The 18,259-nt window shown below is 44.0% G+C and carries 13 protein-coding genes and 2 tRNA genes; 8 read left to right on the forward strand and 7 right to left on the reverse strand.

Annotated elements, in window-relative coordinates; translation table 11 throughout:
• Positions 1-48: 48 nt before the first annotated feature.
• Positions 49-939, forward strand: a complete 891-nt coding sequence (locus tag DWY55_RS06935; protein WP_117713680.1) for a CblA family class A beta-lactamase — start codon at positions 49-51, stop codon at positions 937-939.
• A 30-nt stretch (positions 940-969) separates the two neighbouring features.
• Here the strand turns inward: DWY55_RS06935 and DWY55_RS06940 are convergent, their stop codons facing one another.
• On the reverse strand, positions 970-1,419 hold the full coding sequence (locus DWY55_RS06940) for a type I restriction enzyme HsdR N-terminal domain-containing protein (RefSeq protein ID WP_005827787.1): 450 nt from the start codon (positions 1,417-1,419) through the stop codon (positions 970-972).
• A gap of 64 nt (positions 1,420-1,483) precedes the next feature.
• On the opposite strand from DWY55_RS06940, the gene DWY55_RS06945 reads away from it, so the two are divergent.
• From DWY55_RS06945 to DWY55_RS06965, 5 genes are all read left to right on the forward strand, one after another.
• Entirely contained in the window at positions 1,484-2,260 is a 777-nt protein-coding gene (locus DWY55_RS06945) for an AMP nucleosidase (RefSeq protein WP_005827785.1), read from the forward strand.
• 41 nt (positions 2,261-2,301) lie between these two features.
• On the forward strand, positions 2,302-3,321 hold the full coding sequence (gene holA / locus DWY55_RS06950; RefSeq protein WP_005837183.1) for a DNA polymerase III subunit delta: 1,020 nt from the start codon (positions 2,302-2,304) through the stop codon (positions 3,319-3,321).
• Positions 3,322-4,230: 909 nt separating this feature from the next.
• Positions 4,231-4,692, forward strand: coding sequence for a helix-turn-helix domain-containing protein (locus tag DWY55_RS06955; RefSeq protein WP_005827779.1), 462 nt, complete (start codon positions 4,231-4,233; stop codon positions 4,690-4,692).
• Between the two features lie 117 nt (positions 4,693-4,809).
• Entirely contained in the window at positions 4,810-5,586 is a 777-nt protein-coding gene (locus DWY55_RS06960) for a dihydroorotate dehydrogenase electron transfer subunit (RefSeq protein WP_005827777.1), read from the forward strand.
• On the forward strand, positions 5,574-6,485 hold the full coding sequence (locus DWY55_RS06965; protein ID WP_005827775.1) for a dihydroorotate dehydrogenase: 912 nt from the start codon (positions 5,574-5,576) through the stop codon (positions 6,483-6,485). Before DWY55_RS06960 ends, DWY55_RS06965 begins: the two co-directional genes overlap by 13 nt.
• A 93-nt stretch (positions 6,486-6,578) precedes the next feature.
• On the opposite strand, the gene trmD is transcribed toward DWY55_RS06965, so the two are convergent.
• Complete coding sequence (trmD, locus tag DWY55_RS06970) at positions 6,579-7,256, reverse strand: tRNA (guanosine(37)-N1)-methyltransferase TrmD (RefSeq protein WP_005827773.1); 678 nt, start codon at positions 7,254-7,256, stop codon at positions 6,579-6,581.
• A gap of 89 nt (positions 7,257-7,345) precedes the next feature.
• Here trmD and ligA point away from each other — a divergent pair, with 89 nt between their 5' ends.
• Together ligA and dapA are read left to right on the forward strand one after the other, a co-directional pair.
• Positions 7,346-9,343 carry an NAD-dependent DNA ligase LigA gene (gene ligA / locus DWY55_RS06975; RefSeq protein ID WP_005827771.1) on the forward strand — a complete coding sequence of 666 codons (1,998 nt, stop codon included), beginning with the start codon at positions 7,346-7,348 and terminating at the stop codon, positions 9,341-9,343.
• Between the two features lie 103 nt (positions 9,344-9,446).
• Positions 9,447-10,340, forward strand: a complete 894-nt coding sequence (gene dapA, locus DWY55_RS06980) for a 4-hydroxy-tetrahydrodipicolinate synthase (RefSeq protein WP_005827769.1) — start codon at positions 9,447-9,449, stop codon at positions 10,338-10,340.
• 494 nt (positions 10,341-10,834) lie between these two features.
• Here dapA and DWY55_RS06985 read toward each other — a convergent pair.
• From DWY55_RS06985 to DWY55_RS07005, 5 genes are all read right to left on the reverse strand, one after another.
• Positions 10,835-10,908: transfer RNA gene (locus DWY55_RS06985), tRNA-Arg, on the reverse strand.
• Between the two features lie 23 nt (positions 10,909-10,931).
• Positions 10,932-11,005: transfer RNA gene (locus tag DWY55_RS06990), tRNA-Arg, on the reverse strand.
• Between the two features lie 75 nt (positions 11,006-11,080).
• On the reverse strand, positions 11,081-13,378 hold the full coding sequence (locus tag DWY55_RS06995; protein WP_008664510.1) for a patatin-like phospholipase family protein: 2,298 nt from the start codon (positions 13,376-13,378) through the stop codon (positions 11,081-11,083).
• Positions 13,379-13,559: 181 nt separating this feature from the next.
• The gene (htpG, locus tag DWY55_RS07000; RefSeq protein WP_005837191.1) at positions 13,560-15,608 is read right to left on the reverse strand and encodes a molecular chaperone HtpG; all 2,049 of its coding nucleotides are present in this window, start codon (positions 15,606-15,608) and stop codon (positions 13,560-13,562) included.
• Positions 15,609-15,719: 111 nt separating this feature from the next.
• Positions 15,720-18,248: an ATP-dependent Clp protease ATP-binding subunit gene (locus DWY55_RS07005; RefSeq protein WP_005827762.1), complete on the reverse strand. Its 2,529-nt coding sequence runs from the start codon at positions 18,246-18,248 to the stop codon at positions 15,720-15,722.
• Between the last annotated feature and the right edge of the window lie 11 nt (positions 18,249-18,259).

Below are 18,259 nucleotides of genomic sequence, written 5' to 3' on the forward strand. Positions count from 1 at the left end.
AAAAGTTGTATCTTTGCGTGCGAATTGCCTCTTAAAGAAATTGAAGTTATGAAAGCATATTTCATCGCCATACTTACCTTATTCACTTGTATAGCTACCGTCGTCCGGGCGCAGCAAATGTCTGAACTTGAAAACCGGATTGACAGTCTGCTCAATGGCAAGAAAGCCACCGTTGGTATAGCCGTATGGACAGACAAAGGAGACATGCTCCGGTATAACGACCATGTACACTTCCCCTTGCTCAGTGTATTCAAATTCCATGTGGCACTGGCCGTACTGGACAAGATGGATAAGCAAAGCATCAGCCTGGACAGCATTGTTTCCATAAAGGCATCCCAAATGCTGCCCAATACCTACAGCCCCCTGCGGAAGAAGTTTCCCGACCAGGATTTCACGATTACGCTTAGGGAACTGATGCAATACAGCATTTCCCAAAGCGACAACAATGCCTGCGACATCTTGATAGAATATGCAGGAGGCATCAAACATATCAATGACTATATCTGCCGGTTGAGTATCGACTCCTTCAACCTCTCGGAAACAGAAGACGGCATGCACTCCAGCTTCGAGGCTGTATACCGCAACTGGAGTACTCCTTCCGCTATGGTCCGACTACTGAGAACGGCTGATGAAAAAGAGTTGTTCTCCAACAAGGAGCTGAAAGACTTCTTGTGGCAGACCATGATAGATACTGAAACCGGTGCCAACAAACTGAAAGGTATGTTGCCAGCCAAAACCGTGGTAGGACACAAGACCGGCTCTTCCGACCGCAATGCCGACGGTATGAAAACTGCAGATAATGATGCCGGCCTCGTTATCCTTCCCGACGGCCGGAAATACTACATTGCCGCCTTCGTCATGGACTCATACGAGACGGATGAGGACAATGCGAACATCATCGCCCGCATATCACGCATGGTATATGATGCGATGAGATGAGAGAGGCAAGGGGGCTATTGGTAGCTCCTCCTATAAGTTTTGATACTCGGGTATATCCTGCAGAAAAGTATAGCTGTTGTGCTCGTAATCTATGCGGCAACAATAATGCTGAAGCCCGTTGCTGACAATCAGATAATCCACTTTCAGCACCATGTTGTAGCGGGTAATCTGGTCGAAAACCTTTTGGGTGATTTCTATTTCAGGCGCCTTGTATTCCACAATCATCCGGGCGGTAAGGTCGCGTCGATAGAGCACTGTATCACAGCGTTTCTTTGTACCGTTCAGCTGTACCTGCACCTCATTTGCCATAAGCGCCTGCGGATACCCCTTGTGAGCAAGAAGAAAGTGGACGAAGTGCTGCCGCACCCATTCTTCAGGGGTCAAGGCGACATAACGACGACGGATTACATCGAAAATAACATTTTTTCCGTTCCTTGCGGCAATTTTAGCATCGAATGCTGGTAGGTTTAACGATAACATTTACTACATTTGTAAGTTAAATAATGGTTCCCGTCTTTTGGGAACACAAATTTAATGAAATCTTATGAAAACAAAAGAAGAAATCGTAGCCAATTGGCTGCCCCGTTACACAAAGCGTAACCTGGAGGATTTTGGAGAGTACATTCTGTTGACCAACTTCAACAAGTACGTAGAGATTTTCGCAGAAAAGTTCAATGTTCCCATTCTCGGTAAAGATGCCAACATGATATCTGCCAGTGCAGAAGGAATGACCATCATTAATTTTGGTATGGGAAGTCCTAATGCCGCCATTATCATGGACTTGCTGAGTGCTATCAAGCCCAAGGCATGTCTGTTTCTGGGTAAGTGCGGCGGTATAGACAAGAAAAATAGAATAGGGGACCTCATCCTTCCCATTGCCGCCATCCGTGGCGAGGGTACCTCCAACGACTACTTCCCACCTGAAGTCCCGTCACTCCCGGCATTTATGCTGCAACGTGCCGTTTCTTCTGCCATCCGCGATTATGCCCGTGACTACTGGACCGGTACCGTATACACCACCAACCGCCGCATTTGGGAACATGACGAGGAATTCAAAGAATATCTGAAGAAAACCCGTGCCATGGCTGTCGATATGGAAACGGCAACCCTATTCAGCTGCGGTTTTGCCAATCATATTCCCACGGGAGCTCTTCTGCTGGTTTCAGACCAACCGATGATTCCGGAAGGTGTAAAAACCGATAAAAGCGACAATCTGGTGACCCAGAATTATGTAAAGGAGCATGTTGAAATCGGCATCGCATCCTTGCGCATGATTATTGATGAAAAGAAAACCGTAAAACACTTGAAGTTCGACTGGTAATCCGTTACGGGACATCCCTCGTATAGCACTTACTTTATTATATGGCAAAACAAGAAACAACCTGTGATGATATTCTAAAAGAGTTGAGAGCCAAGCAATACCGCCCCGTCTACTATCTCATGGGCGAGGAATCGTATTACATAGACCTCATCTCCGACTATATTGTAGACAACGTTCTCACTGACACCGAAAAGGAATTCAACCTGACCGTAGTCTATGGTGCAGATGTCGATATAGCCACTGTCATCAATGCGGCCAAGCGCTATCCGATGATGTCCGAACGCCAGGTCGTAGTCGTAAAGGAAGCGCAGGCCATCCGCAACATGGAGGAGCTTTCATACTACCTGCAAAAACCGTTGAACTCCACCATTCTTGTTCTATGCCACAAACATGGGGTGCTGGACAGAAGAAAGAAGCTGGCGGCCGAAATAGAGAAGGTGGGAGTTCTATTCGAATCCAAGAAGGTGAAGGATGCCCAGTTACCGGCATTCATCACCTCATACATGAAGCGCAAAGGTGTAGACTTGGATCCTAAAGCCACCTCCATGCTTGCCGATTTCGTAGGTACGGACCTCAGCCGCCTTACAGGAGAACTGGAAAAACTGATTATAACTCTTCCAAAAGGTCAGACACGCGTCACCCCCGAACAGATAGAACGTAACATCGGAATCAGTAAGGATTATAATAACTTTGAACTTCGCAGTGCCATTGTAGAAAAAGACATACTAAAGGCCAATAAAATAATAAAATATTTTGAAGAAAATCCGAAAACAAACCCTATCCAGATGACTTTATCTTTACTTTTCGGCTTCTTCTCCAACTTGATGTTGGCTTATTATGCACCCGAAAAGACGGAGCAGGGTATTGCCAGTTTCATAGGATTAAAGACTCCCTGGCAGTCGCGCGAATACCTAAGTGCCATGCGCCGTTACAGCGGAGTAAAGACCATGCAGATAATCGGAGAAATTCGATATGCAGATGCCAAATCCAAAGGAGTAGGAAATTCCTCCCTAAGCGATGGAGATATCCTCCGGGAATTGGTCTTTAAGATTCTACATTAACTTCCATACAGCATACTTTTCCATAAAAAGGGAAAAGCATAAAACAGACTGATTTGATATCATTATGTCATTTTTAGGGGGATTTATCCCCCTTTTTTCTATTTCGGCCCTTAGCATAGACAGTAAAATAGGAGATAATAATCATATTTACAGCAAATTACGTTCATTTATAAGCTCTGAGAATCGTGTTTTTATAACGAATCGACCAATTATACAGAAATAAAGCAAGGATTTAAGTCTTGAAGACTAGAAAATAAATAAAGCATCTTATTTTCTTATTTATGTCACATCTTTTCTCCTTTAGTAAAAAGAAGAGATGGAGCAATTCAGCTTTAAATCGTCATATATGAAATCTGTTACACTTTTCAAGAGTACAATAGTTGTAATACACAACTAGGATAATTGACTATTGTGAATTTAATACATTACATAAATATCTATATGACGGGTGTACTATAACATATGTGATATTATATTTGAAAACACAAATGTAATAAGTAATATTTAATATCGCAAACTGATGGTTTACAAAAATAATAGAGTAGGGGTTAACCCATGTAATTATAATCGATAAATATGTATATATCAATTATATACGATAATTAATCAAATCATTAAATTATATATTATATAAAATGAGCGACAAACAAATGTAATACAGCATTTACCATCAAAAAATAACTATATAATATGCTAATAATTAGACAAATATATTATTTTATTAAACTTACGATAAACACCTATTTTACTCGTAATTTGTATTATAGCATTTGTAATGATGAATATTGTAATAATAACATTTCATCTGTAAACTTTAAAATATCACATTTTTAATTTGCTTTTGTGATGTCGTTTTTTTACTTTTGTAATCCAATAAATAACATGTACAATTGTAATAACACATAAACCATGAGTATAAAAGACAGGTTCAAAATGGTTATGGACCGGGAGAAACTGACAGCAGGAGCTTTTGCCGAGAGTATCGGCGTGGCCCAAGCCACCATTTCTCACATCTTGGGTCCGCGTAACAAATATCCAAGTACGGAAGTCATTCTCCGATTGCATCAACGATACAACGACATAAACTTGGAGTGGCTGCTTACCGGAAAAGGTAATATGAGTAATAATCCGGATTCACCCGAAAACGATGGATTCGACTATCCTTTATTCGCCGAGAATCCGGAAAATCTGTCCAACGGGCCGGAAGAATCTAAAAATCGCAAGGAAATTGCATTAGAGACAGCCCTAAAATCGCCTAAAGAGATTGTAAAACAAGAGATTATCTACAAAGAAAGACCTCCCAGAAAAATCACAGAAATAAGAATTTTCTTTGATGACAATACCTACGAGACTTTCAAACCGGAAAATTAAGGAATGAGAATGGAAATAGACTAACGCCCCGGCATAAAAAAGAAACGGGTTCATTTTATTCTGCACTCGGTTTACACTATCTTTGCACCCGAAAGAAAAACATCCCTCTTTATAGATATGAAAAAGTATATTTTAGATCTGACAGTGACAGAGAACCTCCGCTTGCATGCCAACTACGTGTTGTTGAAGCTGACTTCTCCATCCCCACTTCCGGAAATGCTTCCGGGACAATTTGCAGAGATTCGCGTGGACGGCTCGCCTACCACTTTTTTGCGCCGCCCCATCTCCATCAATTATGTAGATAGACAACGGAACGAGGTCTGGTTCTTAATCCAACTTGTAGGCGACGGAACCAAGCGATTAGGAGAAGCAAAAGCAGGCGATATAATCAATGTAGTGCTTCCGTTGGGAAACTGCTTCACAATGCCTGAAAAGCCCTCAGACAAGCTCTTATTGGTAGGTGGAGGTGTAGGTACAGCTCCTATGTTATATTTAGGCGAACAGCTCGCCAAGAAAGGTTGCAAGCCAACATTCCTGCTGGGTGCCAGAAGTGACAAAGATTTGCTTCAATTGGAACAATTTGCCGCCTATGGCGAGGTGTATACCACCACCGAAGATGGCAGCCACGGAGAGAAGGGATACGTAACACAACACTCCATATTAAATAAGGTGTGCTTTGAGCAGATATATACTTGCGGCCCCAAACCGATGATGATGGCAGTAGCAAAGTATGCCAAAAGTAAAGGCATCAGTTGCGAAGTATCTTTGGAAAATATGATGGCGTGCGGCATAGGCGCTTGTCTATGCTGTGTAGAAAATACCACGGAAGGTCATTTGTGCGTATGTAAAGAAGGTCCGGTTTTTAATATAAACAAACTATTATGGCAGATTTAAGTGTAAATATTGGTGAATTACAAATGAATAATCCGGTGATGACTGCATCCGGAACATTCGGATATGGTGAAGAATTCGCCGATTTCATCGAACTATCGCGAATAGGCGGTATTATTGTAAAGGGAACCACTCTTCACAAACGTGAAGGCAATCCATATCCGCGCATGGCAGAGACTCCTTCGGGTATGTTAAACGCTGTGGGACTGCAAAATAAGGGTGTTCATTACTTTGTTGAACACATCTATCCCCGCATCAAGGACATTCAGACCAACATGATTGTGAATGTTTCGGGTTCTGCCATCGAAGACTATGCCGAAACAGCCGCAATCATTAATGAACTTGACAAAATTCCTGCCATAGAATTGAACATCTCTTGCCCCAACGTGAAGCAAGGAGGAATGGCATTCGGTGTTACCGCCAAGGGCGCCGAAGAAGTGGTGAAAGCCGTGCGCTCAGTTTACAAAAAGACACTTATCGTAAAGCTCTCCCCGAACGTTACCGACATCACTGAAATAGCCCGCGCAGCCGAAAATGGCGGTGCAGACAGTGTTTCCCTCATCAATACCCTGCTGGGAATGGCTATAGACGCGGAACGCAGGCGTCCGATACTCTCCACTGTAACCGGTGGCATGTCCGGTGCGGCCGTGAAACCCATTGCCTTACGTATGGTATGGCAAGTAGCCAAAGCGGTAAAAATCCCCGTCATAGGCTTGGGAGGTATCATGAACTGGAAAGATGCTGTGGAATTCATGCTTGCAGGTGCCTCTGCCATCCAGATTGGTACGGCAAACTTCATTGATCCGGCGGTTACAGTGAAAGTGGTAGAAGGAATAAATGACTATCTTAACAGACACGGTTATCAGTCTGTAAAGGATATTATCGGTGCACTCGAGGTATAAAGAATAACTAGAGATCGCCATTCGCAATATATATTCATAAAAAAGGACATTCATTGACGAATGTCCTTTTTCTTTTTATTTACATCAGTAAACTTACTCTCCCAACAAATCCGGACGCAATCTACGGGTCCTTTCCAACGACTGTTGCAGCTCCCATTCCTTAATCTTGGCCTCATGTCCGGAAAGTAAAATATCCGGAACCTTCCATCCATTGTAATCAGCGGGACGTGTATAGACCGGTGCGGCCAGCAGATTGTCCTGAAAAGAATCTGAAAGTGCAGACTGCTCATCGGAAATCACTCCCGGAATGATACGGATGATGGCATCTGCCATGACAGCCGCCGCCAGTTCTCCGCCAGTCAACACATAGTCGCCGATACTGATTTCCTTGGTGATGAGATGCTCGCGAATCCGGTAATCTATCCCTTTGAAATGCCCGCAGAGAATGATGAGATTCTGGGCAAGGGAAAGAGTATTTGCCATCGGCTGATTGAACTGCTCACCATCGGGGGTCGTAAAGATAACCTCGTCATAATCCCGCTCGGCCTTCAAGGCGTTGATACACCGCTCTATCGGCTCTATCTTCATGACCATTCCGGCAAAGCCGCCAAACGGATAATCGTCTACACGACGGTACTTATCTTCCGTATAATCACGAAGATTATGGATATGTATCTCTGCAAGCCCTTTATTTTGAGCACGTTTCATGATGGAGCAGTTAAAGAATCCCTCAATCATCTCTGGCAAAACTGTGATAATGTCAATGCGCATATAACTTTATTTTAGCTATTTCAAGCTGCAAAAGTACAAATATTCGGGGAGAAACCCGTATTTTTGCGTTCAAACAATCCGAAAACCCTATGACTGTAAAAGAAAAAATAGACCAGCTCCGTGCGGAATTACACCAGCACAACTACAATTATTATGTGCTGAATGCTCCTGAAATATCCGACAAGGAGTTTGACGACCTGATGCGCGAGCTACAAGACTTAGAGAAAGAACATCCTGAATACCAAGATGATAATTCGCCCACGATGCGTGTAGGGAGTGATTTGAATAAGAACTTCACACAAGTGGCACACAAATATCCCATGCTTTCATTGGGAAACACCTATTCCGAAAACGAAGTGACCGACTTTTACGAACGGGTAAAGAAAGCGTTGAATGAGGATTTTGAAATCTGCTGCGAGCTGAAGTATGACGGTACTTCCATCTCGCTGACTTACGAGGATGGCAAACTGGTGCGTGCCGTCACCCGTGGCGATGGCGAAAAGGGCGATGACGTGACGGACAATGTAAAGACAATCCGAACGATTCCACTGGTCCTCCATGGGAATTATCCTAAATCATTCGAAATCAGAGGGGAAATCCTGATGCCCTGGGTGGTTTTCGAAGAACTGAACCGGGAAAAGGAAGCACGTGAGGAACCGCTTTTCGCCAATCCGCGCAACGCTGCTTCCGGTACCTTGAAGTTGCAGAATTCCGCCATCGTAGCATCCAGAAAGCTGGATGCTTATCTCTACTATCTATTGGGAGAGGAATTGCCCTGCGACGGCCATTACGAGAATCTGCAAGCCGCCGCCAGCTGGGGATTTAAAACATCAGAGCACACCAGAAAAGCCCACAGCCTGGAAGAAGTCTTCGAATACATCAATTATTGGGACACGGAGCGTAAGAACCTTCCGGTAGCTACTGATGGTATTGTACTAAAAGTCAACAGCTTGAGACAACAAAAGAATTTGGGATTCACAGCCAAGTCCCCCCGGTGGGCCATCGCATACAAATTCCAGGCAGAACGTGCACTGACACGCTTGAATAGGGTTACCTACCAAGTAGGACGTACCGGCGCAGTCACTCCGGTTGCCAATCTGGACCCCGTACAACTGTCCGGCACCATTGTGAAACGTGCCTCCCTGCACAATGCAGATATTATCGAGGGGCTGGACCTGCATATAGGCGACATGGTGTATGTGGAAAAAGGCGGTGAAATCATCCCCAAAATAACCGGTGTCGATAAGGATGCCCGCAGTATGCTTATCGGTGAAAAAGTGAAGTTCATCACCCATTGTCCCGAATGCGGCAGCAAACTGATACGTTTTGAAGGAGAAGCAGCCCACTATTGCCCCAATGAAACCGCTTGTCCTCCGCAGATTAAAGGGAAAATAGAGCATTTCATCAGCCGCAAAGCCATGAATATAGACGGACTGGGACCTGAAACAGTAGATATGTTCTACCGATTGGGGCTGATAAAGGATACTGCAGATTTATACCAGCTCAAAACCGATGACATCAAGAACCTGGAACGGATGGGCGAAAAATCGGCAGAAAACATAGTCAACGGTATTGCGGCAAGTAAAGAAGTGCCATTCGAAAGAGTGCTCTTTGCACTGGGCATACGCTTCGTGGGAGAAACGGTTGCCAAGAAGATAGCCAAGTCCTTTACGGACATCGAAGAACTGGAAAACGCAGACCTCGAAAAGCTGAAAAACATCGATGAAATCGGTGAAAAAATAGCGCAGAGCATTATAACCTACTTCTCCAATCCTGCCAACAGAGAGCTGGTGGAACGGCTGAAATCGAACGGTCTGCAACTCCACCGGACGGAAGAAGACCTCAGCGGATACACCGACAAACTGGCGGGCCAGTCCATTGTCATCAGCGGCGTATTCACCCACCACTCACGGGACGAATACAAAGAGATGATTGAAAAGAACGGTGGGAAAAACGTCGGCAGTATCTCCTCCAAAACCAGCTTTATCCTGGCCGGAGAAAATATGGGACCTGCCAAACTGGAGAAAGCGCAGAAACTGGGAGTAAAGATTATGAGCGAAGATGAGTTTTTGGCATTGCTATCCTAACAAATTTCCACAAAAAGCTTTTTTATGGCTTATATTTGTAGGGTAAATCGAAAAAATTCGTACTTTTGCGAGTCATTTAATTAGAGATTACTTTATAATACTCATGATACAGACAAGATTGAAAGGAATGGGGGTAGCGCTGATTACTCCATTTAAAGAGGATGAAAGCGTTGATTACGATGCGTTGATGCGTTTGGTAGACTATCAACTTCAAAACAATACCGACTTTTTATGTGTGCTCGGCACCACGGCAGAAACTCCGACTCTGACTGAAGAAGAGAAAAAGAAAATCAAGAAAATGGTCATCGAGCGGGTGAACGGAAGAATTCCTATCCTGCTGGGCGTAGGCGGAAACAACACCCGGGCCATAGTGGAAACACTGAAAAATGACGATTTCACCGGAGTAGATGCCATTCTCTCCGTTGTTCCATATTATAACAAGCCCTCACAAGAAGGTATATATCAGCATTATAAGGCCATTTCTGAAGCAACGGATTTGCCGATTGTGCTTTATAATGTCCCCGGTCGTACCGGCGTGAACATGAAGGCAGAAACAACCCTGCGCATTGCACGTGATTTCAAGAATGTGATAGCCGTCAAAGAAGCTTCGGGCGACATCACGCAGATGGATGACATCATCAAAAACAAACCGGCCAATTTCGACGTTATTTCGGGCGATGACGGCATCACCTTCCCTCTGATTACCCTGGGGGCCGTCGGCATTATCTCGGTCATCGGAAACGCGTTCCCACGTGAGTTCAGCCGTATGGTACGTCTGGCACTGCAAGGGGACTATGCCAATGCATTGACCATTCACCACAAATTTGCCGAATTATTCAAGCTTCTGTTTGTAGACGGCAACCCTGCCGGAGTAAAAGCCATGCTGAATGTAATGGGAATGATTGAGAACAAGCTCCGCCTGCCATTGGTGCCGACCAGAATCACTACTTTCGAAGCCATGCGCAAGATTCTGGATGAATTGAACATCAAATGCTAAGGTCTTATACCGCCCCTATAGGATATTAATTTCCAGTATACAACATATTAATATCAGATATGCAAGGAGTTAATTTTGTGGAAACACGGAATTAACTCCTTCTTTTTTTCCTATGTGACTATATTTATCAGTACAATAATCCCAAAACAGTCTACTGATTACGTTATAAAGCAAAAAGACATCTAGTTAAATCGAGAAAAAGACATCTCTAGCTCAATCAAGACAAGACTATTATTTCAGCTAATCTATTAGTTCACAACACTGAACACTTTGTTTCAGCAGAGAAAAACACTTTGTTTTTATATGATGGAACAAAGTGTTCTGTCAAGGGAAACAAAGTGTTCTCCATAATGAAACAAAGTGTTTAGTTAAGGGAAACAGTTTGTTTCATTATAGAGAACACGCGCCAGTGCCATACAAGGGGAGAACATCAACTATATGCCATTGCTGTAAAAACAAAGAACCTCCGCAAGTTTTCTTGCGGAGGTTCTTTGTGATCGCGACAGGATTCAAACCTGTAACCGGCTGATCCGTAGTCAGCTACTCTATTCAGTTGAGCTACGCGACCCTTAAAAAAATTATGAAAACTTGTGACCGCGACAGGATTCAAACCTGTAACCGGCTGATCCGTAGTCAGCTACTCTATTCAGTTGAGCTACGCGGCCTCTTTGTTTAACGGGTGCAAAGATACGTACTTTTTCCGAATTAGCAAACGATATACAAACTTTTTTTGAAGAAATTTATTCGACAAAGCGATAATTAAACAACTGCCAGCCGATGGTCATCCCCACATTCCACTCCCTTCTCGGTGAGCTATAATGATTTACATAAGCAGAGATGGCTCCGAAGGGCAAATGACAAATAACAGAAACTTCTCCCATATACTCAAAGCGGGAGAATGCTTTTCCATAATATGCTTTATTCAATGCATTCTTTTTTATCGGAAAAATCGGTGTAAAGCCATAAAATTCTGTCCGGAACTGGAACATGTCGTTCAAAACATATATGGGTTTGATACCGGCAGCCACATACTGGTTGGCACGAAAAGCTTCATTGTACATCAGTTTACTATGCGGAGTCGGTGCAAATTCTCCTGCCTGCATCATGGTTGCCGTATAATTCTCAGAGAAATTTTTCGACGAATACAGTGCTTCTGCCATCCATCCCAGGGTGAACTTCGGCCCCATTGTGTGATATGCCTCTTTCATATAAGAAATTTGCAACCATGATTGCCGTTCTTGCGGAGAAGGACTGTACCCTTCTTGCGGATTCCCCGGTTCAAATCTTTCCCTCCCGGTAAATACCTGGGCTATCAGTTTCTCCAGATAGCCTTTTGTCGCGTATTGCCGCGTATTCAGGGTACTCCCATAGAAACCGATGGAACCTCCCAAAAGTTTGTAGGTACTTCTGTCCGAACGGTCCTTATCGAAATCTATTACGCTGGATTGAAAGTAGTTATCTTCCAGTTGGCCATATCCCAGACTGAACTCCGCACGCTTATTGGCCAAAAACGGCAAGGCAACCATCAACTTCACAAAACGTTCGTCCTTTGAATTGAATGAAGGTTTGTCATTCCTGGAAAACAGCTTGTCCTTCTTGTAGTAATCGAAGGTACTGATTGAAGCAATAAAACGAAAGGACGTAGATATGTGGGTAGGCAAATCAATCTTACCCATCAACTGGGCATTATTATAAATCTTACCCAACTGACCGTCAAAAGTGATTTCCTTGGAATAATAATTCAAGTTCTGATATCCTATTCCCAAATAGATTTGATTTGAGCTCGTGGTAGAGACACTGCCCCCCAGACGCACGGAAAAATTATCCTCCATCTTCACCTTCAAATGCAGCTCATACAAATCGGATTCCGAATCATACACAGCATGAGGAACTATTTCCGAAATCATATTATCTGCCAGCAAACGAAAATACCCGCGCTTCAAGTCTTCATAAGTAAAGACTTCATGCTCTTCATCATGGAACTCTTTTTTGATGTAGGCTTGCTGTTGGGCATTCGCCCCTTCAATAATAATATCCCGAAAACGGAATTGAGGCAGGTTACTCCGGAAGACAAGGCGCCTCAAACGCACATTATCAGCATTCACCCTACGGTGAACACGGCTTTTGATGGAATCCATCATATTAAGAGTACGGTTGTAGCCTATATCGTGCAATTCCTGCAGACGGTCAAAATCCAGCAGGTTGACATCATCGTACTTGAAGGTCATGACTATGCCCAATGAGTCCGGAATGGAATAATCGGTCTTCTGCATAATCATATTCTCCAATTGGCTCATCAGGTCATTCTCCTTCGGCTTACCGGGATTTGCCGCCACCACACTGCCAATGATGACATCCGGATGAAAATCCTCCCGCATCACATCCGTAGGGAAATTATTGTAAATGCCGCCATCATAAGCAAGCGTACTGTCTATTTCTATCGGTTTGAAGACAAATGGAAAGCTCATGGAAGCACGTACCGCATCTCCCAAATCCCCTTTACTCAATACCAATGGCTTTTTATTGTACACATCGGATGCTATACAGCGAAAAGGAACAAACAGTTTGTTGAAATTACCGCCACATGCAGCCGTAGCACGTGCAAACAATTCCACAAATACCAGGTTCATCTGTATGGGGTTGACCATGCTTGTGGGAAGTATCTGGGGCTTTATATGCAGCGAGTCCCTAAAAGCAAAACGGATATTAAAAAATTCCGGTGAAGGACGATTCTTCTTAAAATAATACTCGTATTTAGGCTCCACTTTGCCCGAATACCAACGCTTAAAGTCGGGAGAGCGCAACAGCGCCTCCATATCGTCCGGGGAATACCCCATAGCATACAGAGAACCGATGATAGCTCCCATAGAGGTTCCGGTTATATAATCAATGGGGATATTATTCTCTTCCAAAGCCCGGATAATGCCTATATGAGTCATGCCTTTTGCTCCACCGCCACTCAGTACAAGCCCCACTTTCTGAGCTTGTAAAATAAAGCCACATAGAAGAAACGAAAAAAACAATAAAACTCTTTTCATAACTATGCTATTCCGAGTAAGATAAATGTTCATTGCCCCAAATATAAACAATAGTTTCTAAAAATGCCGTATTCAACGAAGAAAATCACACCCTAATTGGTGAAAATGAATAAAAAAAGGGTATTGCGACTCCGAAGAATCACAATACCCTTGCATATATTAAATGCAAATTTAAAGGGGCTTATTTTATCAGGTCAATGCTTCTCTTGACAAAGTTGTTCAAAGCTTCACCTTTCAACATACCATTCTGCAGCAGTGCCAAATCTATCAGTTGACGGACAACCTTATTCTTGGCAGCATAATCGGCGAAGATGCCTTCTTTCTGTGTTTTCAGTTCGTCCCACTTCTTATCCAGCTCATTCACTTTATCCTTTTCGGCAGTCGGTATATCCTCATCTTTCTTGCCTTCCTGCTTCTTTTTCAGGTCAGTACGCTGCTTGTTCACTTCATCCATCTCTGCCTGAACCGGAGCAACGGCAGCAGCACATTCCTTATCTTCATCTGCCAGAACTTCTTTTACCAGCTTATGGTCTGAATTCAATACCAGGTTAAACATATCCGGCATTTCGCCATAGAAGCTCATTCCAGCCTGGATATTCGCCATTTCCTTCATACGGCGCATGTACTCGCTCTGAGTTATCATGATAGGAGTGGCATTTTCGCCCAAAGCCTGCGCCGTGATGTTGAACTCCGTCTTATCCATCTTGGGCAACTGGCTCTTGAAGATGGAAGAAAGAACTTCCTGCTTGCCGGCTTCCAACGCTTCGTTCTTCTTGTCTTCCTTGACAATCAGATTATCAATAATATCGCTGTCTACACGAGTGAAGCGAACCTTTTCGAACTTCTGTTCCAACATGCTCACCACCGCAATGTCCAGCTGTCCATCCATCAACAGCACATTGTATCCTTTATTCGTAGCGGCCTCTATGTAGCTGTATTGTTCATCTTTATTGTTGGCATACAGATAAATCAGATTTCCATCCTTATCCGTCTGGTTATCTTTAATCAACGTCTTATACTCTTCGAAAGTATAATATTTGCTGTCTGTATCGGTGAAAAGGGCAAAATCCTTGGCTCTATCATAGAAATCTTCCTGCGTAAGCATTCCGTAGTTGATGAAGATTTTCAAGTCATTCCACTTTTCCTCAAACTGTTTACGGTCATTCTTGAAGATAGACTGCAAACGGTCTGACACCTTCTTCGTGATATATGTAGAAATCTTCTTCACGTTGGCATCGCTCTGCAAATAAGAACGGGAAACGTTCAATGGAATGTCCGGTGAATCGAGCACACCATGCAGCAGGGTCAAGAAGTCGGGAACAATACCTTCCACCGAATCCGTCACATATACCTGGTTGCAATAGAGCTGAATCTTATTCTTGTTCAACTCGATGTTGCTCTTCACTTTGGGGAAGTACAGAATACCGGTAAGGTGGAACGGATAATCCACATTCAGATGAATCCAGAATAAAGGTTCGTCGGACATAGGATAAAGGTCACGGTAGAACTTCTTATAATCTTCATCTTTCAATTCGCTGGGTTTCAGCGTCCACAACGGGTTGGAATCATTGATGATATTATCCTCGGCAGTTTCAACCTGCTTGCCGTCTTTCCATTCTTTCTTCTTGCCGAATGCAACCGGGATAGGGAGGAAGCTGCAATACTTCTTCAACAAAGAGGAAATGCGCGCTTCTTCAAGGAATTCCTTGCAGTCATCGTCTATGTAAAGAACGATATCCGTACCACGTTCTGCCTTATCAGTGTCTTCAATCGTAAACTCCGGACTGCCATCGCATGTCCACTTTACAGCCTGGGCGCCTTCCCGATAGGATTTAGTGATGATTTCGACTTTCTTGGCAACCATAAAAGCCGAATAGAAACCCAATCCAAAATGGCCGATGATGGCGTTGGCATCGTTTTTATATTTCTCAAGGAAGTCATTGGCGCCAGAGAAAGCTATCTGGTTAATATACTTGTCTATTTCTTCAGCCGTAAGACCTATACCATGGTCGGACACCGTAATGGTATCTTTTCCCAGCGAGACATGTACGGTTAAATCGCCAACTTCACCCTTGAACTCACCGATAGAGGAGAGTGTTTTCAGCTTCTGTGTAGCATCAACCGCGTTAGAAACCAACTCACGGAGAAAAATTTCATGATCACTATACAAGAACTTTTTAATGACGGGGAAGATATTCTCAGTAGTTACCCCAATATTACCTTTTTGCATACTACATTTATATTTTTTAGATTTATATTTTTAATTATTCCGGCAGATATAGCACAAAAAAAATGCCAGCCCATAAGGACTGACATTTTGACGGTTTTTATAAAGAACTGCTTATGCCTTCTTGATGCTCAGCTCATCTTTTTCTTTGTCTACTGATACATTTACCGTATCACCCGGCTGTAACTCTGCCGCCACTATCAGCTCGGAAAGTCCATCCTCCAAGTGGTTCTGAATGGCACGCTTCAATGGGCGCGCACCAAACTGTACATCGTACCCTTTCGAAGCAAGGAATGTCTTTGCATCATCCTCCACAACCAGCTTGTAACCAATTGCTTCAACCCGTTCGTACAAGCCTTTCAGCTCAATGTCCACAATCTTTGTGATAGCCTCCAAGGAGAGCTGGTCGAAAGTAATGATTTCATCCAAACGATTCAAAAATTCGGGAGCAAAAGTCTTGTTCAGAGCCTTTTGTATCACACTGCGCGAATGTTCATTGTCATCCGTGCGGTTTTGCGCCGCAAAACCTACGCCACGGCCAAACTCCTTCAACTGCCGCGTACCGATATTGGAGGTCATAATGATAACCGTATTCTTGAAATCGATGGTTCTGCCATAATTGTCAGTCAAACGACCTTCATCCAGTACCTGGAGCAAGATGTTGAACACGTCCGGATGGGCTTTCTCAATCTCATCCAGCAAGACAATGGAATACGGCTTGCGACGCACCTTTTCAGTCAACTGGCCGCCTTCCTCATAGCCCACATATCCCGGAGCGGCACCAATCATACGAGATACGGTGTATTTCTCCATATACTCGCTCATATCGATACGTATCAAGGCATCGGCAGAGCCAAACATATATTTTGCCAATTGCTTTGCCAAATGCGTCTTACCCACACCAGTAGGGCCAAGGAACATAAAAGTTCCGATGGGATGGTTCGGGTCTTTCAACCCTACACGGCTACGCAAGATTGCTTTGGTAAGTTTCTCTATCGCAGCATCTTGAGCTATCACCTTCGCCTGTAGTTCTTCCTTCATTCCGGCCAGTTTAAGTCCTTCTGCCTGCGCCATGCGCTGTACGGGTACACCGGACATCATTGAAATAACATTGGCTATTTCCTCTTCACCTACCGTTTGGCGGTCATCCTTCAAACGGGCTTCCCACTCAACCTTCATCTCCTCCAAGCGGACAGAAAGTTCCTTCTCACGGTCGCGGTAGCTGGCAGCCAGCTCAAAATTCTGTGACTTTACAGCTTCAGCCTTCAGGCTACGTGCCTCTTCAATCAGCTTTTCCTGTTCCTCAATTTCTTTCGGAACATTAATATTCGTCAAATGCACACGCGAACCCGCCTCGTCCAAAGCATCAATAGCTTTATCCGGGAAGTTGCGGTCGGTTATATAGCGTGCTGACAACTTGACACATGCTTCCAAGGCTTCATCCGTGTAGCTCACGTTATGATGGTCTTCATACTTCTCCTTGATATTCTTCAATATCTGAAGCGTTTCTTCAGCTGTGGTAGGCTCTACAATCACCTTTTGGAAACGACGTTCCAAAGCACCGTCTTTCTCGATATTCTTTCTGTATTCATCGAGAGTGGTAGCTCCAATACACTGTATTTCACCACGCGCTAAAGCTGGTTTCAGCATATTGGCAGCATCCATGGAACCGGCAGCAGCACCGGCACCTACAATCGTATGGATTTCATCGATGAAAAGGATGACATTCGGATTTTTCTGCAACTCGTTGATGATAGAGCGGATACGTTCCTCAAACTGACCACGGTATTTTGTTCCCGCCACCACAGAGGCCATATCAAGCATCACCACGCGCTTTTCAAACAAAATGCGCGAAACTTTCTTTTGCACAATACGCAATGCCAAACCCTCTACGATGGCAGATTTTCCGACTCCAGGTTCACCGATAAGCACCGGATTGTTCTTCTTACGGCGGCTCAAGATTTGCGCCAGACGTTCAATCTCGCGTTCGCGACCCACAACCGGGTCCAGCTTGCCTTCTTCGGCAGCCCGCGTCATGTCTACGCCGAAATTGTCCAGCACAGGAGTATCATTGGACGGCTTTCTGGATGCAGCCTGTGCAGCCGAAGCCGAACCAGCTCCCCCAGTACGGGAGGAGCGGGACATATTCATATCTTCTTCATCCTCTTCATCATCCTCGGTGAATCCCATTCCCGCATTCGGATTGGTCGATTTCATCGAAAGCTGTTCAAATACAGCCTGATAATCCACCCGGTGTTCTTCCAAAACAGTTGCAGCAAGATTGTCGCCATCTTTCAAGATAGCCAGCAATACATGTTCCGTATCGGCAGTTGCACTTTTCAGCAAACGCGCTTCAAGCATACACATCTTCAATATCTTAGCCGTCATCGGGGACAAGGGCACTTCAGCGTCCGGCAAGAGAGTATCGTCCTCGGCATCCTTTAGGAAACCCTCCAGACGACTTTTTACTCGTTTTAAATCTATATCAAGTTTCAACAATATTTCAATAGCTTTTCCTCCGCCATCACGCAGCATGCCGAGCAGAAGGTGTTCCGGACCAATATAGCGATTTCTCAATCGATTGGCTTCTTCCTTGCTATAAGTAATTATGTCTGAAACTCTTTGTGAAAATTGATTGTTCATATTTTATAATT

Origin of the sequence: Bacteroides sp. AF25-38AC, from assembly GCF_003602995.1 — a bacterium.
In the GTDB taxonomy this organism is placed as follows: domain Bacteria; phylum Bacteroidota; class Bacteroidia; order Bacteroidales; family Bacteroidaceae; genus Bacteroides; species Bacteroides uniformis.